The following is a 22827-nucleotide window of genomic DNA, read 5'->3' as shown; positions in this document are numbered from 1 at the left end:
ACGGTGAGTTTGACGTTCAGCCTGTCCGCAGGGGGTAGAGCAGCACCTTAGTAGTCACGAGGAGAAAATAAAAAATAGAGCCTCAGCCGAGCAGCAGGAATTATTGAGTAATTCGCGCTGCCCAGCTAGGGCTCTAGCTTATAGAATTAACCAACGTCTAATTCGCTATTTCACCTCTACCGCAGACCAGGGCGTGATGTATCGGGCTTGTCGCGGTTGTCGAACTTATCTTTCTCGAAAATGGCTACCCCGTTGCGGTTGTACTCTTTAACCAGCACAGGCTCGGCTACTTCTGGGTCGTAGCCTGATTCACCGTATTCATACTCGTAGCGCAGGCGGTTGCGGGTATTGCGAAAGCCCCAATAGCGGTTCCAAGTTCCTACCCGCTTGCCGTTCTCAAACTGCCCTACCCATTCCAGCTGGCCATTCTCATTGTAGCGCACGTAGTCGCCCTCCAGCTTGCCGTTTACATAGGGAATTACCTCTTTCACCTGCTTCTGGGCTGCATCATAGTACGTGATGTTAGCATCGCGCGGGAAACCCATTTCGTAATGGGTTTTGCTGACCAGAATGTTGTCGCGGGTAAACCGCTCCCAGCGTAGGTGGCGGGTGCCAACGGCATAGTAGCCGGTTTCAATCACCTTACCGCCTTGCAGCTTCTTATAAGGGCCGTGCAGCACTCTTACCTGATTTCCGTCTATCTCGCCGGGTGCTGCTTTCACAATACGGCGTCTTTTCGGGTCGAAGACGTAGCGGGCTGGTGCGTACGGGTTGGGTTGCTGAAAGGTGCGGAGGTAGTAGAAAATTTCTACTACCTGGTTCTTTCCCTTTGGGCCTGACTTTGCGTACCCCTTCTTTATTCGCTCACCCAGAAAAATGTTCTTTTTCTTGCGCGGCTTTCGTTGCGCGGCCTTCTCCTTTTCCTTAGCGGCGCGCTCCTGCTCCTTGGTCATGGCCGTTCGCTTGGCTTCGAGCGAGGGTGCAGCCGTGGTGTCGCGGGCCGTGGTAAGCGTATCGGCAATAGCTAGCTGACTGCCTGCTTCTGGGCGGCTATTAAAGGAAACGGTCTTCTTGGAGCATGCTCCTACCGCCAGAGAAGCCAGCAGCAGGTATAGATGAAACGGGCGCATTGCAGTAATAGGCAGGATTCGCAGCATCGAACGTAAAGATAAACGGATTTGGTGCCCACATAAGGGTAGTAACCCGACATGTCAGTTCAGGCTTGTGTCTACGCCCCTTAAACAGCAAAACCCTAACGACTGAAGCCGCTAGGGTTTTGTACTACTTAGAACTTTTTAGACTTACTTAGACTACTCAACCGCCAGTAAATCAGCGCTACGCTTCACAAATGCGGTTAGCGCCTCACCTTTGAGCATACCTAGAGCCAGCAGAGCAAGGTCAAAAGCTTGGCGGGCCAGCTTGGAACCTGCTTCGCCTTCAGCCTGCAACACGCGCTGAGCTACGGGGTGGTTGGCATTTACGCTTACTGTATAGGAGTCGGGCAGGGAGCCAAACATCTGCATGCCGCCTCCACCGCCTACCCGCTGCATATCTTTCATGCGGCGCATGAACTCAGGCAGAGTAATAATAACCGGCGCATCCTGAGGTGACAAAGCCTCCACCTGCACATGCATGCTTTCGTTGCTGATGGCCTGCTTGAACACGTCCTGAAGCTTGGTCTTGTCGTCGTCGCTCAGTACGCTTTCCGTGGTTTCCTCCTTTTCAATCAGTTTGCTGACGGTGTCGGCATCTACCCGCTTGAAAGTGGTTTTCTCTAGCTTCTGCTCCAACTGGCCAATGAAGTGCGGATCAAGTACAGCGTCGAGTTTCAGAACGTCGTAGCCTCGTTCCGTAGCGGCTTGCACGTAGGCGTGCTGGGCCTCAGGATCGGTGGTATATAGTACTACTGTCTGCTCGTTCTTACCCTTCTGGTTTGCCTGGATAAACTCTTGGTACTCCGATAAGGTGAAGTACTTACCAGCTGTGTTCTGTACCAGCGCGAAGTCCTTGGCTTTATCGTAGAACTTCTCATCGGAGAGCATGCCGTATTTCACGAACAGCCCGATATCCGACCATTTCTCCTCGAAGCCTGCCCGGTCTTTGCGGTACAACTCAGCCAGCTTGTCACCTACCTTCTTGGTGATGTAGGTATTGATCTTACGCACATTCGAGTCGGCCTGCAGGAAGCTGCGCGACACGTTTAGTGGAATATCCGGCGAGTCGATAACGCCGTGCAGCAGCATCAGGAACTCGGGCACTACATCCTTCACCTCATCGGTAATGAATACCTGACGCGAGTACAGCTGAATTTTATTACGCTGGAATTGCAGTTCGTCCTTCACCTTCGGGAAATATAGAATGCCCGTCAGGTTGAAAGGGTAGTCTACATTAAGGTGAATCCAGAACAGCGGAGGCTCCGAAAAGGGATAAAGCTCCTGGTAGAACTTGGTGTAGTCCTCATCGGTCAGCTCCGAGGGCTGCTTGGTCCAGATGGGCGCGGTTTGGTTAATAACCTCACCTTCAAACTCAATTTCAACAGGCAGGAACTTGCAGTATTTATTAAGGATACCCTTCAGGCGTGCGGCCTCCAGAAACTCATCCGAATCTTCGGCTACGTGCAATACTACATCGGTACCGCGGTCTGCCTTCTCAGTGGTTTCGAGGCTGAACTCGGTGCTACCATCGCACACCCAGTGGGCGCCTTCGGTGTCATCTTTGTAGCTCTTGGAGAAGATTTCTACTTCTTTGGCTACCATGAAAGCCGAGTAGAAGCCTAAGCCAAACTGACCGATAATCTGGTCTTTAGCGGCGGCATCCTTCTCCTTGTATTTCTCCACAAACTCAGTGGCACCGGAGAAGGCAATCTGGTTGATGTATTTCTTGATTTCCTCGGCCGTCATGCCTAGGCCACGGTCGGAGATGGTAATGGTGCGGGCCTCCTTGTCCACGCTCACTTTCACCTTCAATTCCCCCAGTTCACCTTTGAACTCACCCAGCTGGCCCAAGCTTTTTAGCTTCTGGGTAGCATCCACTGCGTTACTTACCAGCTCACGCAGGAAGATTTCGTGGTCAGAGTACAGGAACTTCTTAATGATGGGGAAGATATTCTCGGTGTGAATCGAGATGCTACCTTTCTCTTGCATAACAGGGTAGGAAAGTTGAATGAAACCGAAAACTATGACGATCTGCCAGCCTCAAGGCCAGCCCATCATCGGATTTCAATCTTTTCAAACCTTGTTCCAGCCCCAAAACTGCTGTCAGCTTGACAGAGGGGACCGACGTTTTTTAGTAGAGTTGTTTCCTGCTGGTCTGCTGGTAAAGGGTGGGTGTTGTATTCATTTTAGCTACCGCCAACGCTGTGGGCTGCCGTATCCACTCCAGAGCCGTTGCGGCGTCATCAAACACCTGAATGTCAAAAGAAGGCTGCTGCAGCGTGCTTTCCAGCAGCATCTGATGCTGCATATAGGAAGTCAGGACCAAGGCTACTTGTTGCAAAGGCAGCATAGGCAAGGCCAGTAGGTAGTTGGTCTCCAGCAGATAAGCATCCAAAGCAGAAAGCTCCGGCATACCATCTAGGTTCAGCAGCACCCGCTGGATATGCTGACGCTGTATCGTTTCCAGGGTCCGCTGAAAACTGTCCTTGGCGTAGTGAATGGAAGAAAACGCTCGCCACTGCAAGCACAGCAGCCTGTAAGCAGGCTCATAACGTTTATGGAAGCAGTCGTGGCTACCCCTTATTCTATCCGACGCATTCATGATTTCGCTACCCCACTCACGTTTATGAAACGAATAATAAGTCAATATTACTGGCTGCTAGAATTGGGGTAGGGAGCAAATCGCTCACCCATGCTAAAAACCCGGTCAATTGCACCTTTTTACGGACTAATTATTCCTATTCACTCTATAGCAGGCCTCTATACATTCACTCTTTAACTTTCCTAAGTCAGGTTTTCGCTAGTGTTCTACCCTAGGAAATAGCAGTAAATCCCGCTATAGCGTTTCGCCTCTTACTTATTCCCTACTTCGGATATGAATTTTGGGAGCCTACCCAAGCTGGCTGGCTTTACCCTGCTGCCATTTCTCTTCCAATTGCTGAACCTGCTCATCTGAGGAGGCCAGCCAATCAAGGGCAGCTTCTACCTCCGAGAAAAACTGCACATCGACCCGTGTATAGCGGCGGCCGTCGGCCAGCACGTTCTCCACTACCAATTGGTTATGCAGGCTCACAGGCTCGATAATAGCCAGACAGGCAATGCCGACGGCCGCGAAATGCTGCAGCCAAGCCTCGCTAAGCCAAGCCTGCTCATCGGTGCCGACAAGCGGCATTAGGGAAATATCGGCCAGCCACTGCGTAACGCGGTGGGTGAGAGAGCACTCAATTAAACTCTCAAAAGTCGACTGGAAACCTTTACCATTGGCAGCCCCTACCCACTCCCAGCGCAATAACTCTAAATCAGGCTCCAGCTGCGCTATAGCCGAATCAAAAACAAAAAACATAATAAAAGACAAAAAACTGACTTTAGCAGCCAGCTATTTGCCTCAAAACTAATAGCGAACCTGTCCAGATAAAATCACATTTAGCTCACTTTACCCATCTACTCGGTAAAGAGGTTTATTTTACCTCATAAACTAATAACAGCCGTGTACCCACCGGATAGTCCCGATTGTTTCCACAGAACTAGAAACAATCATTTGGCTAGGTATGCTAGATAAACAGCGGCTCTGATTGCGGAAGAGGCTGCGCGGAAGTAGTAGGACGAAGGCGTTGCGCCAAGCGGCGAAGCATAAGTCGAGTGAATTGCTTCATGACAATTTTGGCAATTGGTTATATGAACAAAACTAGTATTGTATTATTTCTATAATATTACGCCATAATCAAGGTTTTGTGATGTCATAATTTTGATTGACAGGAATAGCCAATTAATAACTTTAGCTGCTACATTTGTCAATACCTGATACTTTGTTGCAAATGCACGCTTTCCGTTCTCGTCTGGCTTTTGTGCTGCTCCTGTGCTTTGTGCGGGTGCTGCTGCCCGACGCGTGGGTACTAGCCCTGCACCAGCACGAGCACACCATAGAGGAGCCGACCCGAGCTACCACTTGGCCTAAAGGCAAAGCGCTACTATCCGCCAAGCATCAGCACTGCGACGCCGACCAGTTTTTTAAATCGTCGTTTGAACCGGCTCCAACAGCAGAGCTAACTACTCCGGCAGATCTTGTTTTCTCGTCTGCACGAGCCCAGAGCATCGTCGTTATCGGGCATCTGCTGCCCTTAGTCACGCCCGATCTGCGGGGCCCACCCGGCGCCTGCTAAACCGCGTGTACCTCGCAGTAGCGGCATGGGCTGGCTTATCAGTTGCCAGCGCCGTTACCCAGTAAATCTGTGTTGATTAAGGTTGGAGCCTTGCCGACTCCGCAACCTTACGTGCTCCTGCGAGTGGTTTGATTTCCTTCGGCAGTATCCCTTTTTTTTATGCTTTTCCGCGCTCCGGGCCACTCCTGGAGCCGCCTGACTCGGTGGTTGCCGGGAGTAGTGCTGCTGTGCACGCTACCTCTCGGGCAATTAGCGGCCCAGTCAGCGGCTCCTAGCGGGTGCTCCCTGCTGCTAAGTGGCCGCGTGCAAGACCATGAGTCGCGCGGGGCCCTGGCCGGGGCTACGGTAGTAGTGTTGGAAACCCAGCAGGCTACGCAAACCGAACCCGACGGCCACTACCACCTCGACCTCTGCCCTGGCGTGTACCATGTGCAGGTATCCTTTGTGGGTTTTACTCCCGAAACAGTAGAGGTGCGTGTAGTGGGCGCGGTACTCCGCGACTTCCAACTGCACCCCGATGCTATTGCCCTGAAAGGTGCGGTGATAGAAGGGCAACACATAGACGTTCCTACCCCCCAGGCTACCGGCAATCTGAGCGGACAAGCCTTGCAGCAGACGCGCGGGCAAGCCTTAGGAGAAGCTTTGCAGAAAATATCGGGGGTAACAGCCATTCAAACGGGTCCAAGCATTTTCAAGCCGATGATTCATGGGCTGCATTCTAACCGCGTGACCATTCTGAATAATGGCGTGCGACAGGAAGGGCAGCAATGGGGCCAGGAGCACGGACCAGAAATTGACCCATTCATTGCCTCTCAACTTACGGTAGTGAAGGGAGCGGCCAGCGTACGGTATGGTTCCGACGCCATTGGGGGGGTAGTGCTGGTACAGCCTAAAGCCCTCCGCGACTCTGCTGGCACTGGGGCCGAATTGAACTTGGTGGGCATGAGCAACAACGGGCTGGGAGCGGCTTCGGGTACTCTGGAGGGCAACGTTCGGCAACTGTCGGCGCTGAGCTGGCGGGTGCAAGGCACCGTCAAGCGGGCCGGCACGATGCGGGCTCCGGGTTATTACCTGCGCAATTCAGGCTTTGAAGAATACGACTTTTCGGCGGCGGTGGGCTGGCGTAAGGCAAACTACGGCCTAGAGGTTTTCTACAGCCAGTTTAACACCAAGCTCGGGATTCTGCCGGCTGCCCACGCCGAAAGCCCGTCAGATTTGTACGCGGCCATTGCGCGACGCCGGCCGCTTGAAACCTCTGGCTTCAACTATGCTATCAACCGGGCTTACCAACAAATCAGTCATGATCTGCTAAAAGCCACAGGCTTTGTGCGGACGGGCACTGCGGGCAAGCTAACGGCTACCCTGGGCCAACAGACTGACTACCGCGACGAGTACGACCTGTACAGCGCCCGCAACGCCGACCGAGCCGCACGCAATCGGCCCGCTCTCAGCTACTCCAACCGCACCACTACCGGGGAGCTATTCTGGGAGCACCGCCCTTTAGGAGGGTTTACCGGCAGCGTGGGGGTAGCGGGCACCTACCAGTTTAACCGCTACGCCGACGGCACTCGCGGCTTCATTCCGTTCTACAACAATACTATTGCCGGGGCCTTCGCTATTGAGCGCTGGACGCGCAACCGCTGGCAGTTGGAAGCTGGCATTAGGGCCGACTACCGCACCCTTGAAACTCGCCGTGGCACCCGCGATACGCTGGGGGTGTATTATGTAGACCGACGCGAGTTTACCTACCTGACGCCCGCCGCCTCGCTGGGAGCCATTTTTGATGCTACTCCTCACCTCACCCTCAGCCTGACAAGCAGTCTGACCCAACGCGCCCCGGCCGCGAATGAGCGGTTCAGCGACGGCGTGCACAATGCCCAGTACGAGCTGGGCTACGACTTGGTGCCTGGTAATGAGGCTTTGGGGCCCGAAACGGCCTACCACACCGGCCTAACAGCTAGCTGGCACGACAATCCGCGCCTGAACGGGGAGCTGACTTTGTACCAGACTACCATTGACGGCTACATCTACCAGCGGCCTATTCTGCCGCCGGTCATCAATATTCGGGGCACGCTGGTTAGCTGGCAGTACCAGCGCACGAACGCTGTGCTGCGAGGCCTGGACCTAGGCGCTACCTACCGGTTGGCGCCCCAATGGGAGGTAGGCGGCAAAGCCTCCATCGTACGGGGGCGCGACACGCAGGAAGATGAATGGCTCTTTTTCATGCCCGCTGACCGGGCCGAGCTGTCGGTGCGGTACGCGGTGCCCGAGCGGCCGGCCACGCGCCTGACGGGTAGGTACGTGCAGCTGGGCTCCTACGCAGTAGCCCGCCAAACCCGCGTGCCCGCTGATTATACCGCCAAAGACTATGCCCTGCCGCCCGCGGGCTACGTGCTGCTGGGGCTAGAGGCCGGCGCCACTGTGCATTGGGGGCGGTTGCCGCTCAATATCAGCCTCGCGGGTTCCAACCTTCTCAACCAACGCTACCGCGACTACCTGAACCGTTACCGCTACTTCGCCGACGAAATGGGCCGCAACGTGACCCTGCGGGTGCAGGTGCCTTTCGAGCTTAGTCGGCAGCACTAATTCCTTTTTCAATTCACTTCACCCTTTTCTTTTCTCCTTCTTATGAACACTCCCCTTTTCCGTCCTTTCCTGCTGGCGCTGCTGGCTTCTACTACCCTACTTTCTGCCTGTAAGGATGACAACGAGGATCCCACGCCCGACGAAGACAACGAGCAAATCACGACCTTAATCTACACCCTGACGCCGGTGGGCGGCGGTACGCCCCTAACGGTGCAGTACCGTGACCTGGATGGTGATGGTGGCACGGCTCCTACTATTGGCACACTCACGCTGGCTCCCAACACCACTTACACGGGCACTCTTGAGCTGAAGGACGAAACCAAGACGCCCGCCGAAAACACCACGGCCGAGATTCAGGAGAAGGCCGAAGAACACCTGTTCTTCTACGAGCCCTCAGGCACTAACCTGACCGTGACTCGCACTGACAAAGACAAGAACAATCTGGAAATCGGGCTGACGACACGGGCCGTGACGGGCGCAGCCAACGCTACCGGCACTACCGGCACGCTCAAAATCACGCTGCGCCACCAGCCTGGCTCCAAGAACGGCACATTTACGCCCGGCAGCACCGATGTGGAAGTAAACTTCCCCACTGTGGTGCGCTAGGTGCACAATTCAGGAGAAGCTGGCTGCAAACGGCTTCCCTACTCTCTTTTCTCCCGTTTTGGTTGTGGAGAAACTCCAGGAAGACGCCGGCCTTTGGTCGGCGTTTTCTTTATTATTAGTAGGAGGGCCGTGCAGCTTTTACATCGCCGGTTCCGTTCATTGGCTTCGTGTAATTTGCACTTCTATGTCTCAGCTCTCCTTAACTGCCGGCCTGCTTCTGCTGTCCGGGAGTGTACTGGCCCAAATCCCTACCCCCGCCACAGGCCCCAACCCTATCCGGGCCACCCGGGTAGCCACGTCTGTTACCGGCCGTGTTACTGATGCCGCTAGTGGCGAGGCGCTGCCGGGCGCTACCATCGTCTTTCCCGATCTGAGGCAAGCCACAGTGGCGGGCCCCGATGGCAGTTTTCAGTTTGCTAACCTGCCCCGTGGGCGGTTTCTGATGCAGGTGCGCTTTGTAAGCTACACCACCGTAGTGCGTACCGTGGATACCAGCACAGGTCAGCCCTTGGACATAGCCCTCACCCCGGCCGAAACAGAAATCGGGCAAGTAATTGTGACGGGTGTATCGGCGAGCACGGAAATGCGCCGCTCTCCGGTACCAACCAACGTGGTGGACCAGACACGCCTGCGCCAAACGGCCGCTACCAACGCCGTGGATGCTATTGCACACACGCCCGGCCTAAACCAGATTACTACCGGCGCGGCCATCAGTAAGCCCGTCATTCGGGGTCTGAGTTCGAACCGCGTTATCACGCTCAACAACGGGGCCAAGCAGGAAGGCCAGCAGTGGGGCGATGAGCACGGCATTGAAATCGACGAGTTTAGTATTGATAGGGCCGAAATCATTAAGGGCCCTGGCTCCCTGCTGTATGGCTCCGATGGGCTGGCGGGCGTTATCAATTTCCTACCCCCTGACCCCGTAGACGACGGTCGTATTCTGGGTTCCGTTACGGCGAATTATCAAACCAATAACTACCAGCAGGGCTACTCTCTCTGGAATGCCGGCAACCTCAACGGCTTCAACTGGCAGGTGCGCGGCTCGGGCAAAGTAGCTGCCGACTACCGCAACCGCTACGATGGCCGCGTGTACAACTCCGGTTTTCGGGAGCTAAACGGCAGCGGCTACGTGGGTCTGAACAAAAGCTGGGGCTACTCTCACCTGACGTTCAACAGCTTCAACCAGATTCTGGGCCTGATTGAGGGCGAGCGGGATTCGCTGTCGGGCCAGTTTTTGAAAACCAATAGCCTAGGTGAGGAAGAAATAGTAATGGGCCGCGGCTTCTCGGGCTACGGGCTAGATGTGCCGCGTCAGCAGATCAACCATCTGCGCATCGGCACCGACAACAACTTCATTCTGGGCCAACACCGCCTGACGCTGAATGTGGGCTGGCAACAGAACCTGCGCCGGGAGTTTGGCAACCCTGAGGATTACTACGAGAAGTCTCTATTCTTTCAGCTGCGCACCCTGGATTATGCCCTGCGCTGGTTTCTGCCGGAAATGAACGGCTGGCATACTACGGTAGGGGTGAGCGGCATGCAGCAGCAAAACCGCAACAAGGGCGTCGAGTTCCTGATTCCGGAGTACAGTTTACTCGACGGCGGCCTGTTCGGCGTGACGAAGAAATCGTTTGGCAACCTGGACCTCAGCGGCGGGCTTCGCTATGACCTGCGCCGCATCACGGCCGATGCCCTCTACCTCGATGAGGACGAGCAACCCGTTCCGGCTGGTTCAGGCGAGGAGAAATTCCCGTATTTCCGGAGTACGTTCCGCAACGTGAGTGGCAGTGTGGGTGGCTCGTATAGCTTGGGCGAGACGTGGGTAATAAAGGCCAACGCAGCTCGCGGCTTTCGTGCCCCTAACATCGCTGAACTCGGCTCTAACGGCATTCACGAGGGTACTACCCGCTACGAAATTGGCGAACCGGATCTAAAGGCTGAAACCAGCTTCCAGCTCGACGGAGGCGTTAGCTTTAACTCCGACCACGTCAGTGTATCGGCCGATGTGTTCCGCAACCGCATCAGCAATTACATTTTCCCCCGCCGCATTTCGGCCGCTGATGGCTCTGACTCTTTATCGGTGGAAGGTGACCGGGTATTCCGCTACGGCCAAGGCGATGCGCGGCTGGCCGGCGGCGAAGTCAGCATTGACATTCACCCTCACCCGCTGGACTGGCTGCACTTCGAAAACTCCTTTTCTATGGTGCGGGCTATTGAGTTCGACCAGCCGGCTGGACAAAAGAACTTACCCTTTATTCCGGCCGACCGGTTGCAGTCGGAGTTGCGGGTAAATTTTCGGAAGGTAGGCAGTTCGCGGCTGCACAACCTATATGCCCGGGCTACCATGGAGCATAACTTCGAGCAGAACCGCATCTTCTCCGCCTTCGACACCGAAACGCCTACCCCCAGCTACACGCTGTTTAATGCCGGACTCGGTACCGATGTGGTATCAACGAAGGACCGGACGTTGTTTTCTATTTACCTGGCCGCCAACAACCTGTTCGATGTGGCTTACCAAAACCACCTGAGCCGATTGAAATACACCGCCGTTAACTACGCGACCGGCCGAACGGGCGTGTTTAATATGGGCCGCACGATGAGTGTAAAGCTGCTGATTCCGCTTTCGTTTAAGTAATTAGGTATCTTTCATGTAGTGGTTCGGGGTGAATGTCCACCGCGAGCTACTGCGTTATTCACTCCGAACCACTGCGTGAAACCTCATGGCCCACGACCACCACGACCATTCGCACCACCATCACGGCCCGCCCGCTGATGGAAACTTCAGCCAGGCCTTTAAGTGGGGCATTGTCCTGAACCTGGTTTTCGTGGCCGGCGAAGCGGCCGGTGGTTTTTGGGCCAATTCCTCGGCGCTGCTCTCCGATGCCGGACACAACCTGTCGGATGTGTTAAGCTTGGCGCTGGCCTGGGGCGCGGCGCTGCTAGCCAAGCGGCAAGCCACAGAACGCTACACGTATGGCTACAAGGGCGCTACTATTCAGGCGGCGCTACTGAACGCGGCGCTGCTGTATCTGGCCTTGGGCTTTATCCTTTGGGATACCATTGACCATCTGCGCAACCCAGCCCCCGTGAACGGCACAGTAGTAATGGGCCTGGCGGGCCTAGGCATTGTGGTGAATGGATTCACGGCTTGGCTGTTCCGCCACGGCCAGAAGGGCGACGTAAATGTGCGCGGCGCCTACCTGCACATGCTGACCGATATGCTGGTTTCGGTGGGGGTAGTAGTGGGTGGGGCGCTCGTTTACTTCACTGGCTGGCACTGGCTCGACCCAGCCATCAGCTTCGTTATTCTGGCAGTTATAGCATTCAGCTCCTGGTCGTTGCTGCGCGAAACAGTGCAACTGGGTCTGCAAGCCGCTCCCGCCGCTATCGACGTGGCTGCGGTGCGCCGATTCCTGCTTAGTCGGGCCGGCGTTACGGGCGTGCATGATCTGCATATCTGGCCTCTTAGCACCCAGGACACCGCCCTTACGGCGCACTTGGTGCGGCCTGGCGGCCAGAACGGCAATGTGTTTCTGCGCGAGTTGCAACACGACTTGCTCCATGAATTCAACATCAATCATTGCACCGTGCAGCTCGAAGACGACCTACCCCTAATGGGCGCCCACGGCTGCTGCGACCAACAGGTAGCGTAAGGCCGCCCCCGGCCCGACGCCAAAAGCGCCCGAGTAATTGATGCCGGTACCATCTGCCTACCCCTAAACCCGAGCCAAGCCCAACTGAATTGGAGTCAGCCTGAAGCTAACCAGTTAGACGGCAGCACCACTGGGCCGGGCTGCTGTAACCACAGCAAAATTCCGTAATCTGCGGTTCTCAATTCCCACCGCATGCAAACCGCTACCCCTCCTACCCCACCCAAAGCCGCCGGACTGTTCAGCGCCATTGTGGTAGTAGCCGCCCTAGGCTATTTTGTTGATATCTACGACCTGATTCTGTTCAGTATCGTGCGGGTTGACAGCCTGAAGGACCTCGGTATTACCGCCCCTGATGCCGTCACGAACCAAGGCCTTTACCTGATAAACATGCAGATGGGCGGCATGCTGCTGGGCGGTATTCTGTGGGGCATTCTGGGCGACAAGCGGGGTAGGCTTTCAGTACTGTTCGGCTCCATTCTGATATACTCCTTGGCCAACATTGCCAATGGCTTCGTGCAAACCATTGAGCAGTACGCTTGGCTGCGGCTGATTGCTGGTATTGGCTTGGCCGGCGAATTAGGCGCAGGCATTACCCTGGTTTCCGAAACCCTACCCAAGGAAAAGCGCGGCTACGGCACTATGATTGTGGCTACGGTGGGCGTATCGGGGGCTATGCTGGCGTACTGGGTTGGCCAGAAGCTGGGGTGGCGCAACGCTTATTTTGTGGGTGGGGGCCTGGGGCTGGCGTTGCTGGCCCTGCGAGTGGGTGTTTATGAGTCGGGGATGTTTGAGCAGACCAAGAAAAGCGAAGTGGAGCGGGGCAACTTTCTGGCCTTGTTCACCAATGGCCCGCGCCTGACCCGCTATGCGAAGTGCTTGCTTATTGGCGTGCCGCTCTGGTTTGTAGTCGGCATCCTGATTACGCTGGCTCCAGAGTTCAGCCGTGCCCTAAACATACAGCGCGAAGTGGGCCAAGAGGCTGATGTGACGGCCGGCTTAGCCGTGTTCTGGTGCTATTTTGGCCTAGTTTTCGGTGATTTTGCCAGTGGCACGCTCAGCCAATTGCTGCGTAGCCGTAACCGGGCCTTGCAGCTCTTTCTGGCGTTCTGCGGTGTTTTGGTGGGAGTATATCTGTTCGGCATTCAAGGAGCCTCCACCTCCGTATTCTATGCGGTGTGCTTTGTGCTGGGCATTTCAGTAGGCTTCTGGGCTCTGTTCGTGACGGTGGCCGCCGAGCAATTTGGCACAAACCTGCGGGCCACTGTGGCTACTACAGCGCCCAACTTTGCTCGCGGCTCGGTGGTACTGCTGGTACCACTATTTCAAGCCCTGCGCGGTCCATTTGGGCTTATTGGCAGCGCCGCTATTTTGGGATTTGCTTCGCTGGCTATTGCGTTCTGGGCGGTTGCTACCCTGCCAGAGAGCTTTGATAAGAACCTGGACTACGTGGAAGAATAGCTGGTATTTGTCTGCATTCTACTGCTGAACAGTAGCAGGAACGAAAACCAGACAACTCAGAGGCAGCCTTTTCACGTTTGATGCTAATAAGCTGGTCAGTGGCTAGGGTTGACCTGCTCCTACCCTTGCGCTACTGCCCTCTGCAGAACCCTACGCCCGGTAGGGCCTCTCTGCTCCCTACGGGTCGGTTAAGTCATCTGCTTCTTTCTCTATACCTGTTTTCCTGTTCGCTTATGCCTGCACAACCTACCCAAAACAAACCCATGTACTACCCGCTGCACCACTTTGTGCTACTGCCCGCGGCGCTAGTGCTTACCCTGTATAGTATCCGCCGCTACCTAGCCGTGGCTGGCGACGACTCTGAGGTTTCGCGGCTGTGGTTTACAGTGATGCTGCTGGCCATTGTTGGGTTCGGTACGTTGGTAATGCTGCGGCAACACTACGCTCTCACGCTGCAGGACCGCCTCATTCGGCTGGAAATGCGGCAGCGCTACTTTGAAATTACTGGCCAGAGCCTACGGCCTTTGGAGGAGCAGTTGCACCTGAAACAACTACTGGCCCTACGCTTTGCTGGCGATGATGAACTACCAGGTTTGGTACAGGCTGCTATCCGCGAAAAGCTTTCTTCTAAAGATATTCAGGCCCGCATTCAGGATTTTCACTTCGACCACATGCGCGTTTGAGGGGTAGGCCGTAGGCAGACAAAAGGAGGCCGCATGGATTTTTTGGCCGACTTTTGTGTTATTCCATACCGCCGCTACACATATTATTGTTGCTGTAGCGCTCCACCAAGCCCCTACCCCCTATGATTCTTTACAACGTCACGACCAGCCTCGATCCGGAAATTGCCGATCAGTGGGTGGAATACATGCGCGATACCCACATGCCCGACGTCATGGCGACTGGCTTCTTTCTGAAGAGCCAGCTGTGCCGCCTGCTCAACGAAGAAGATAACGGTATCACCTACGCCACTCAGTATTACTGCGTGAGCCTAGAGCAATTGCAGGAGTATCAGAAAGTAGCCGCCCCGGCCTTAATTCAGGAGATTGAGAAGCACTTCGGCGGCCGCTACGCCTCTTTCCGCACCATGCTGGAAGTGGTAGACTAGCAATGACTGAGTAAGCTACCATGGCGAGCAGAACGATGCCCTCTGTTCTTCATGAAGTTCCTACCCCCTACTAAACGGACAAGCCCTTATTTCCAGCGCGGAAGTAAGGGCTTGTCAGCTTAGTAGGTTCATCCTTGAAGAGAAAAACGGCCTCTCCTCCTGATGACAACTTGCTTAGTCACTATTGAACCACCTCGCAGGGGTAGGCCATAAGTTGCTCGGCGGTGAGGTTGCCATTGTGCCATTCGGGGTCGAGGTTGGCCCCAATTTTCTTGTAGAAGCCAATGGCGGGCTCGTTCCACTCCAGCACCTGCCATTTCATGCGGTTGGCGCCGGTGTGGCGGGCCTCGGCCACTACGGCATCGAAGAGGCGCTTGCCAATGCCGGTGCCGCGCAACTCCTCTGTTACCACTAGGTCTTCGAGGTAGAGCATGCGCCCTTTCCAGGTAGAGTAGGCCGTGTAATAGAGCGCAATGCCAATAATGCGACCATCGGGCTGCTCAGCCACGAAAAACTTGAAGATGGGCTCTGGTCCGAAGCCGTCGCGCTGCATGTCGGCCAGCGTGTTCGTTACCTCGTGCGGGGCGCGCTCAAACTCAGCCAGTTCCTGAATCAGGGCCAGCACCTGGGGTAAATCGGCCTCCTGGCCGCGGCGGATTGTGAGGTTTGACATAGAGACTAATGTAGGGTAGAATTCTCAGTCAACGCGGAGTAAAATATCGGTACTGACTAAGTGAATGCTACAAATAGCAACGCCCTTCCGCAGGGTTGCGGAAGGGCGTTGCTATTTGTAGCACAAGGGCCAAATTACATGGTAGGCTGCATCTTCTTGATGTCCTCGGTAGCGTTTACCGCGTTGATTTCGCGGGTAGCTTCATTGGCTGAAGGCGTTTTACCACCGGTAGTGTCGGGAGCAGCCGGGATGGGAGGCAGCGGCTGGGTAGCTACATCTTCATCCGATTTAATATCGGGGTTGCTGCATGAGGTAGTAGAGAGCAGCAGCGAACCGGCCAGCAGACCGAACAGGAACGTTTTTTTCATATCTGAAAGCAAAAGAACAGAGGCAATTACGGGAGTTGCGGCCGCGAAGATACGGGAAATCAGTTGTGAGTTATCAGTTGCTAGTTGTCAGTATGGTCCTTGTTCGTACTGACATCTGATAACTGGCAACTGACAACTCGCAACCAGCAACTCATTTTTTAAACGGCTTCACGCCCATGCTCTGGTAGGCAAACGCCCAGATGTCGGCCCATTCCTCAATTTGGAGCTTGGTGCTTTTGCCGGCGCCGTGGCCCGCATTCACATCTACCCGAATGAGTTGGGGGCGTGGGCCTTCGTTTGCGGCCTGCAAGGCGGCGGCAAATTTAAAGGAGTGGGCAGGCACTACCCGGTCGTCGTGGTCGGCAGTGGTAATGAGGGTAGCGGGGTAGCTGGTGCCGGGCTTGAGGGTGTGCAGGGGCGAGAAGCGGTACAGGTTCTGAAACTGGTTGTAATTATCGGAGGTGCCGTACTCAGGTGCCCAGTTCCAGCCGATGGTGAATTTTTGGTAGCGCAACATGTCCATTACGCCTACGGCTGGGAAAGCCACGCCGCAGAGGTCGGGGCGCTGGGTCATGGTAGCACCCACCAGCAGGCCACCGTTAGAGCCGCCGGCCATGGCCAGCTTCTCGGTGGTGGTGTAGCCGGTTACTTTTAGGTACTCGGCGGCGGCAATAAAGTCGTCGAACACGTTCTGCTTGTTGGGCGTCATGCCGGCCTGGTGCCAGGCCTCGCCGTATTCGCCCCCACCACGCAGGTTCGGAATGGCCAGCACGCCGCCGTTTTCTAGCCACAGCATACGGGCCACGCTGAAGCTGGGCGTGAGCGAAATATTGAAGCCCCCATAAGCGTAGAGGTAAGTAGGGTTCTGCCCATCGAGCTTTATCCCTTTCTTATGGGTGATGAACATAGGCACCTTCGTTCCGTCCTTGCTCCGATAGAACACTTGGTTAGTCACGTAGTCCTCGGGCTTCACATCTACAGTAGGAGCGCGGAACACGGTGCTGGTGTTCGTGGCCAGGTCGTACTTATAGATGGTGGTGGGGTAGGTAAATGAGGTGAAGGCGTAGTACACCGTTTTAGCGTTGCGACGCCCACCGAAACCAGCTGCCGTGCCAATAGCTGGCAAGGCCACGTCGTGCTTAAACTCGCCCTTCTCGGAGTACACCTTCACCAGAGAGCTGGCATCCTTGAGGTAGGAAGCCACCAGGTAGCCGCCTACCTGGTCCACGCCCTCGAGCTTGTTCTCGGTTTCGGGCAGCACCTCTTTCCAGTTGGCTTCCTGTGGCTTTTTTGGGTCGATGAGCACCACACGGTAGCGCGGCGCTTTATAGTTCGTGTACACCAGCAGCTGTCCGCCCACGTTGCCTACCACGGAGTTATTGTATTCGTAGTTGCTGATGAGGGGCGTGAAGGTGTTGGCCTGCTTGGGGTCGGTCAGGTCGCGGACGGAGAGGCGGTTGCCGTCGGCTTTGCCATCGGTGAGGTAGAGCACCAGGAAACGCTCATCCTCGGTGGTGCCCACGGTGCGGAAGCCCAGGGGCATCTTGGGGTTCTCATACACCAGCTTGTCCGCGCTTTGCGGCTTGCCGAGCTGGTGGTAGTACACCTTATGAAACTCGTTTTTGCCGGAAAGCTGGTTTTGGCCCTTCTTCGGCGCATCGTAGCGGCTATAGAAAAAGCCATCCTTATACCAGGCCGCGCCAGATACTTTCACCCACTGCAATTCATCAGAAAGGGGCTGGCGGGTTTTCAGGTCCAGCACCTTCATCTGCTGCCAGTCAGAGCCGCCGCCGGAGGTAGCGTAGGCCAGGTAGCGGTGGTCGTGGGAAAAGTAGGTGCCGGCCAGGGCCGTAGTGCCATCCTCAGAGAACTTGTTGGGGTCAAGCAGCACGTCGGGCTGACCTTCCTGGCCATTTTGCTGCACGTACAGTACAGCCTGGTTCTGGAGGCCGTCGTTTTTGCTGAAGTACAGCTGGCCGCCTTCTTCCTCGGGCACCCCAAACCGCTCGTAATTCCAGATGGTAGTAAGCCGCTCCCGGATCTTGTCGCGGAACGGAATCTTCTCCAGGTAGCCAAACGTGACTTTATTCTGGGCCTCAACCCAGGCTTTGGTTTCGGGCGAGTCGAGGTCTTCTAGCCAGCGGTAAGGGTCGGCCACGGTGGTGCCGAAGTAATCGTCTTTGACGTCGCCTTTCTTGGATTCAGGGTATTGCACAGCGGAAGAAGATGAAGTAGCAGCTCTTTTGGCGGAGGCAGTTTCCGGCGCAGCAGTGCCCGACTGCGACGAGCGGCACGAAGCCAGCGCGGCCAAGGCTAGTACGGGAACAAACAGTTTTTGCATGAGGATACGGTAGGAATGCGCCCAAGATAAACACGCTACCTGAAGCCGCCGAGCCCACCAGCCATTTGTGCCTCGCCAAGAAGCGACAAATATCCCTACCCCCTCTGCTACTCTGAAGCCAAGCGGCATGCGGCTAGAACCGGCCCACCTTCGGAATCACCTGAATCAGAAAGCGTTTGTTATCGCCCTCGCGGCGGCCGCTGTAGCGGCCGGTACCATAGAACCCACTACCCCCAATAATCAGCTCAATGCTGCGGTCCTGACTGAAATTTAGGCCATTTTGCTTCCAGAGGTTCAGTAGGTTCAGGGCGCGGCGGTAGCTCAGTTGGTAGGTTGTTTGCTCCTCGCGGGCGTTCCGCGGGTCGCCTTGGGGGTAGCGCGCCGCCATGCCTTCCACAATCACGAGGTAGCGCACGGGCTGGTCGGTTTTGATGTTTTTGAGCACGGTGCGCAGGCGGCGGCCCGCTTGCAGGAGGGCTGGTTTGTAGCTGTCCTGAATTTCGTCGCGGCCGGCCTTGAACTGTACCGGTACTAGCAGCTCGTGCCGCTCGTTGGCGGGGTCATAGCGGAAGTAGCGGCCCTCCAGTTGCTGCAGGGAGTTGCGGATTTTGGTAATCTGCTCCAGCTCGGCGGCTTTTACTTTCAACTCGCCGTTGGCCTTCTTCAACTCCCCTTCCCGGTCTTTGAACAGCTTGAAGCTGTACACGAACAGCACCAGCATTACCACAAACAAGGACGTCATCAGGTCCACGTAGCTGGGCCAGAAGAAGTCGTTGCTTTGGCGGTTGTTGGAAGTGGAGTTGTTCATGGAGTGAAGAGAAAACCAAATTACGATCCGTATCTTAATATTGATGGAGTATATATTCCTCTCATCCTTCCTTTGTTATAAAAAAGTTTATTTAACGAGCCATGCACTTCAGACGAATCCGTGAGCAAGTATTTGATAATTATATTCGCGATACGCAAATCAACTTTATAAACTAAATTATTGTACATAATATGATTCCCGCCTCGATCTATAAATATTCTTTTAGTTTTATTATTTGCCATTTTTACTACATAGCATACCCTTGTCATATCATAGCCAAATTCACTTACATCAACTTTTTGAGCTTTACTCACAGCATCATTTAATTCAATAACAAACATATTATTTACCCGTGACAAATAGTGATACTTATCTGTGATAAACGAAGTATCAATTGGCAGCTTTGTTGTAGTATAAAGACCCATATGATAAAGCCGTATATTCAAAACTCTTCTACTATCAACAAAAGCTTTATCTTTTCTAACTAGCATACAAGTTGAGACAAGAAATCCAATCACTGAAACTAATATTAGTCTAATCATAATACTTTTTACATAAAAACAATTTATTTACTGTGGCCGCACGCCCCCGAATAGCTTATCCATAAACCGCTGGAAACGGTTTTTAGAGGTAGCCTTTACCAGCACCGTGTTCAGGTTGGAAAGCTCGGAGAGCAGCTTGGCTTGAATCTGCGAGTCGAGCTCGATTTTGCGCAGTAGCTCGCGCTGGGTGGCCGTAACGTCGCGGCTGAGGTCGGCTTGCTGGGTGTTGAGGTTTTGGAATGGCTCCAGCTGTTTTAGCAGCTTTTCGAAGACGTTGTCGGCATTGAGCTTATCGAAGTACTGCTGCCATTTCTCGTAGGCCAGTTGGGCTTGCCGCTCGTTGTAGGCCAGGCGCTGGTTCATGACCTCGGCGAGGCCTACCCCCGCCTGGTCGATGTGCTGCTCGGCGCGGTCCTTGAGGTTGCGCAGCTCTACCTGGTGCTTCTGGAAAAAGTCGAGCATCAGCTGCACTGAATTATTGTTGCCGCCGATGTACTGACCCAGGTCGTTGATGCCCTTCTCGAAGCCTCGCAGCCGGTCCAGGATGCTGTTCACGCTCTGCGCCGACTGGTAGCCGTTCTGCAGCATCTCGTTCAGCCGCTGCTGGTAGCCGGTGAAAGCGGCAAACATCTCCGCCGACTCGCGCACCTTTTCGAACACCAGAATATTGGCGGCGGCCATCTTGTCGTAGCCAATGGTATCGAGCCGCTCCAGAAAATCACTCTGCACCCGGATGTTCTGGGTCACCTTGTCCATGAGCGGGTTGAACAGCTCCACCTGGCCCACAAACTGCTGGTTAAACGCATCCAGCACCGACTTTAGGTTGGTGAGGGAGCTGGCCATATCCGCGTGTAGCACGGGTAGCAAACGGGCCTGCAGGAAGGTATAGTACTGGTTCTGTAGCCGGTCGAGCTGTTGGCGGGCCTGGCGCAGCACGCCGTTGCCGAGCAGCGTCAGGAGCAGGCCCACGAAGGAGCCTGTCATAGCAATGAGCACGCCGGTGAGAAAGGGTGTCAGGGCATTTTCATCGGATACGCCGTTGCGAGCAATGCCCACAAGGCCCAGAATAACACCCAGGAAGGTACCCAGCAGCCCCAAATACAGGGGCGTAGCCACGGTGGCCTGCACCTCGTTGTCCAGCACCTCACTCTGCCGCTCCGATATGTCCTTGAGAATACCGAAATCGGCCGCGGCGCCTTTGTTGTGGCGCAGGTAATCGTTGGTATCGAGCAGGATTTCCTGGAATTGAGGCGAGGCGTTTTCGGCCTTTACCAGGCTGGTAGCAAAGGATTCGGGCGGGGCGTCGGCGGCGTACTCGGGCAGGTCGCGGCCGTCGGGCAGCACAATGCGGTGCTCCACGCGCAACGTTTCCTTGGGCGGATACAACGCCGCCAACCGCAGCGCATTGGCCCGCGTCCGCAGAAACGTCCGGATCTGCAGACCTACCACCACGGCCACTACGGCTACTTCGAGAATGATTTCAAGCATACAAGTACGAAGCTACGGCTAAAAGCTAGTTCCCCTCCTCAGCTGAGGAGGGGTTAGGGGTGATTGATGACCATTAGAACGAATTTTAGATTTCTAGATCTAAAAACGTTTTATGCCAAGTCAACCACCCCTAACCCCTCCTCAGCTGAGGAGGGGAACTAGCTTTTAACCTTTTAGTTACTCAAACCGGATAGCGGCCTTTTGCTCAATCTGCCAGGCGCCGGCTACTTTGCGCAGCACACCTTCTTCTTCCGTTACGATGCGGGTAACCGGGCCGGCAGGCTGCTGGTACTTGCAGGCTTCACGCAGGGAATACTGCGCACTCTGGATGGCGTAGGCGTGCACGGCGGGGTTGGAGGTTACGCTGAAGGTAGCCAGTTCAGGCCACTGCGGATCGAGGTAAATCTCGTAGATACTGTCGTGCTGGGGCTCTTCGCTGAAATCATACTCGCTGAACGCTCCATTCACAGGCACCTTCACGTAGCGCGTCTGGGGCTGGTTGGCAGGGTTTGGCGCGACCGGGGGGGTAGGGAGCTGCACGGGTGGCACCAGGCTCTCAAACTCATCACGCGGAGAAGCAGCAGAGGCCTCCGTAGTCGATAGTGGCGGCACTGCCGACAGTTCGGCGGGTTGAGCGGGCGCAGCATACACGGCCGCCACGGGAGCAGCAACCGGCTCGGCGGGTGGCGCAACTACCGGAGCTGGGGTTGGAGCTGGCGCAGGGGTAGGCGCAACGGGTGGCGCAGCCATAGCGGCTGCCGGTGCGGTACTTAACTGCCCACGTAACTTCTGAATTTCTTCCTCTACCCGCTGCTGCACCATCTTTTCTACCTCGCGCTGCTGAGCCGGCGTGAGTCGGTCGGCGGCGGGCGAACCGGCAGTTCGGGCACTCCCACCAGCTGGGGAGTTCTGCAGGGCCAGAATCTCGTCGCGGCGCTTGTCGATGCGGGCGCTTAGCTCCTTCTGGAAGGCTCCGATGTTTCGGCGCATCAGGGCATACAGCACGAGGCTAAGCAAAGACAAAATCAAGGCCAATGGGCCGAAAAACTTGTTCATTAGGCTTTCTCCTGCTCCGGTGTTCGTTTGGGTAACGGGGGTAGTAACACCGGCCTCGTCGAGGCCCGCGTCACCGGGGGCGGCGGCCGTAGCCTCGTCGGTGGCAGCGGTGGTATCTACAGTTTCGGGAGCTGCCTCTGCCGCGGCCAGTTCGCCAATAGGGGTCCCGTTGTCGACGTAGTTTTTCAGGGCCGTTTCCAGGCTCGTCACGCCCTGTAGCCGCACCGCATTGCCCTTACGGGTGGGAGAAGTACGCAGCCGGTTGATAATTTCGCGCACCAAGGTTTGCAGGCGGGAATTGTCAGACCCCAGCCCTTTATACATCACACCTTTCACTTCCAGCGGCTGATACAGCGCCGAGTACACCCGCTGGTTATCCGATTTGATACTGTTTTCCAGCGCCTTCAGCGTGCCGCCGCACTGCAACTGATTTTTCAACTCCGGGTGGCCGGTATCCTCATACACGAACCGGGCAGTAGCGCACCAAATCTGCACCTTACGCTCCTCTAGCGTCGGCTGACCGAGGGGTGTTTGGGCGTGGCTGCCCGCCGCCAGTAGCAGCAGACCGGTAAGCAAAGAAGCAGCGCGACGGGAAAGGGTCATAGGGTGTTGGTTGGGAAGTTCGGAGTGAAGCCAGAGCTAAATCTAGTTTCTATCGGGAATAGCAAAACGCACCTGGGTTTTCTGACTGGCATAATCGATGTCATGCCTGATCTGGCGTCCGCGCAGTCGAAGCATCTCTACCGCTGGCTAACTCCTTTCTGTGAGGACGAAGCGGTAGAGATGCTTCGACTGCGTAGACGCCAGATCAGGCATGACAAAGACT

Annotated in this window: 19 protein-coding genes; 8 read left to right on the top strand and 11 right to left on the bottom strand. The window is 55.5% G+C overall.

Annotated features, from left to right (window positions below):
- Positions 1–176 precede the first annotated feature (176 nt).
- The 4 genes from DNI29_RS14970 to DNI29_RS14955 form a co-directional block, all read right to left on the bottom strand.
- Positions 177–1130: a toxin-antitoxin system YwqK family antitoxin gene (locus DNI29_RS14970; RefSeq protein WP_123823269.1), complete on the bottom strand. Its 954-nt coding sequence runs from the start codon at positions 1128–1130 to the stop codon at positions 177–179.
- 180 nt (positions 1131–1310) lie between these two features.
- Positions 1311–3143 carry a molecular chaperone HtpG gene (gene htpG, locus DNI29_RS14965; protein WP_110978931.1) on the bottom strand — a complete coding sequence of 611 codons (1833 nt, stop codon included), beginning with the start codon at positions 3141–3143 and terminating at the stop codon, positions 1311–1313.
- 142 nt (positions 3144–3285) lie between these two features.
- Positions 3286–3678, bottom strand: a complete 393-nt coding sequence (locus DNI29_RS14960) for a hypothetical protein (RefSeq protein WP_110978930.1) — start codon at positions 3676–3678, stop codon at positions 3286–3288.
- 366 nt (positions 3679–4044) lie between these two features.
- A complete protein-coding gene (locus tag DNI29_RS14955; protein ID WP_110978929.1) occupies positions 4045–4497 on the bottom strand; it encodes a hypothetical protein in 453 nt (150 codons plus the stop codon).
- Positions 4498–4969: 472 nt separating this feature from the next.
- On the opposite strand from DNI29_RS14955, the gene DNI29_RS14950 reads away from it, so the two are divergent.
- The 8 genes from DNI29_RS14950 (at position 4970) to DNI29_RS14915 (ending at position 14725) form a co-directional block, all read left to right on the top strand.
- Positions 4970–5314 carry a hypothetical protein gene (locus DNI29_RS14950; protein WP_110978928.1) on the top strand — a complete coding sequence of 115 codons (345 nt, stop codon included), beginning with the start codon at positions 4970–4972 and terminating at the stop codon, positions 5312–5314.
- Between the two features lie 159 nt (positions 5315–5473).
- On the top strand, positions 5474–7900 hold the full coding sequence (locus DNI29_RS14945) for a TonB-dependent receptor (protein ID WP_110978927.1): 2427 nt from the start codon (positions 5474–5476) through the stop codon (positions 7898–7900).
- A 42-nt stretch (positions 7901–7942) separates the two neighbouring features.
- Positions 7943–8506 carry a hypothetical protein gene (locus tag DNI29_RS14940; RefSeq protein ID WP_110978926.1) on the top strand — a complete coding sequence of 188 codons (564 nt, stop codon included), beginning with the start codon at positions 7943–7945 and terminating at the stop codon, positions 8504–8506.
- Positions 8507–8690: 184 nt separating this feature from the next.
- On the top strand, positions 8691–11141 hold the full coding sequence (locus DNI29_RS14935; RefSeq protein WP_110978925.1) for a TonB-dependent receptor: 2451 nt from the start codon (positions 8691–8693) through the stop codon (positions 11139–11141).
- 85 nt (positions 11142–11226) lie between these two features.
- The gene (locus DNI29_RS14930) at positions 11227–12159 is read left to right on the top strand and encodes a cation diffusion facilitator family transporter (protein ID WP_110978924.1); all 933 of its coding nucleotides are present in this window, start codon (positions 11227–11229) and stop codon (positions 12157–12159) included.
- Between the two features lie 192 nt (positions 12160–12351).
- Positions 12352–13617, top strand: coding sequence for an MFS transporter (locus tag DNI29_RS14925; protein WP_110978923.1), 1266 nt, complete (start codon positions 12352–12354; stop codon positions 13615–13617).
- Between the two features lie 233 nt (positions 13618–13850).
- The gene (locus DNI29_RS14920; RefSeq protein WP_110978922.1) at positions 13851–14300 is read left to right on the top strand and encodes a DUF6526 family protein; all 450 of its coding nucleotides are present in this window, start codon (positions 13851–13853) and stop codon (positions 14298–14300) included.
- Positions 14301–14422: 122 nt separating this feature from the next.
- The gene (locus DNI29_RS14915) at positions 14423–14725 is read left to right on the top strand and encodes a DUF4286 family protein (RefSeq protein ID WP_110978921.1); all 303 of its coding nucleotides are present in this window, start codon (positions 14423–14425) and stop codon (positions 14723–14725) included.
- Between the two features lie 181 nt (positions 14726–14906).
- Here DNI29_RS14915 and DNI29_RS14910 read toward each other — a convergent pair whose 3' ends face one another.
- The 7 genes from DNI29_RS14910 to DNI29_RS14885 all read right to left on the bottom strand — a co-directional run bounded on the left by DNI29_RS14910 (position 14907) and on the right by DNI29_RS14885 (position 22604).
- Positions 14907–15398 (bottom strand): GNAT family N-acetyltransferase, encoded by a 492-nt coding sequence (locus DNI29_RS14910; protein WP_110978920.1) that lies wholly within the window; start codon positions 15396–15398, stop codon positions 14907–14909.
- Positions 15399–15532: 134 nt separating this feature from the next.
- The gene (locus tag DNI29_RS14905; protein ID WP_110978919.1) at positions 15533–15766 is read right to left on the bottom strand and encodes a hypothetical protein; all 234 of its coding nucleotides are present in this window, start codon (positions 15764–15766) and stop codon (positions 15533–15535) included.
- A gap of 151 nt (positions 15767–15917) precedes the next feature.
- The gene (locus tag DNI29_RS14900) at positions 15918–18107 is read right to left on the bottom strand and encodes a prolyl oligopeptidase family serine peptidase (RefSeq protein WP_110978918.1); all 2190 of its coding nucleotides are present in this window, start codon (positions 18105–18107) and stop codon (positions 15918–15920) included.
- Between the two features lie 133 nt (positions 18108–18240).
- On the bottom strand, positions 18241–18915 hold the full coding sequence (locus tag DNI29_RS14895) for a hypothetical protein (RefSeq protein WP_110978917.1): 675 nt from the start codon (positions 18913–18915) through the stop codon (positions 18241–18243).
- A gap of 20 nt (positions 18916–18935) precedes the next feature.
- A complete protein-coding gene (locus DNI29_RS24175) occupies positions 18936–19406 on the bottom strand; it encodes a hypothetical protein (protein ID WP_123823268.1) in 471 nt (156 codons plus the stop codon).
- A gap of 78 nt (positions 19407–19484) precedes the next feature.
- Positions 19485–20945: a hypothetical protein gene (locus tag DNI29_RS14890; RefSeq protein ID WP_110978916.1), complete on the bottom strand. Its 1461-nt coding sequence runs from the start codon at positions 20943–20945 to the stop codon at positions 19485–19487.
- A 177-nt stretch (positions 20946–21122) separates the two neighbouring features.
- Entirely contained in the window at positions 21123–22604 is a 1482-nt protein-coding gene (locus tag DNI29_RS14885; protein WP_110978915.1) for a hypothetical protein, read from the bottom strand.
- Positions 22605–22827 lie beyond the last annotated feature (223 nt).

It is taken from the genome of Hymenobacter sediminis (assembly GCF_003231285.1).
Classification (GTDB): Bacteria; Bacteroidota; Bacteroidia; order Cytophagales; family Hymenobacteraceae; genus Hymenobacter; species Hymenobacter sediminis.
Note: the sequence above shows the minus strand (reverse complement) of the source record. Positions and strands in the feature narration are given on the sequence as shown.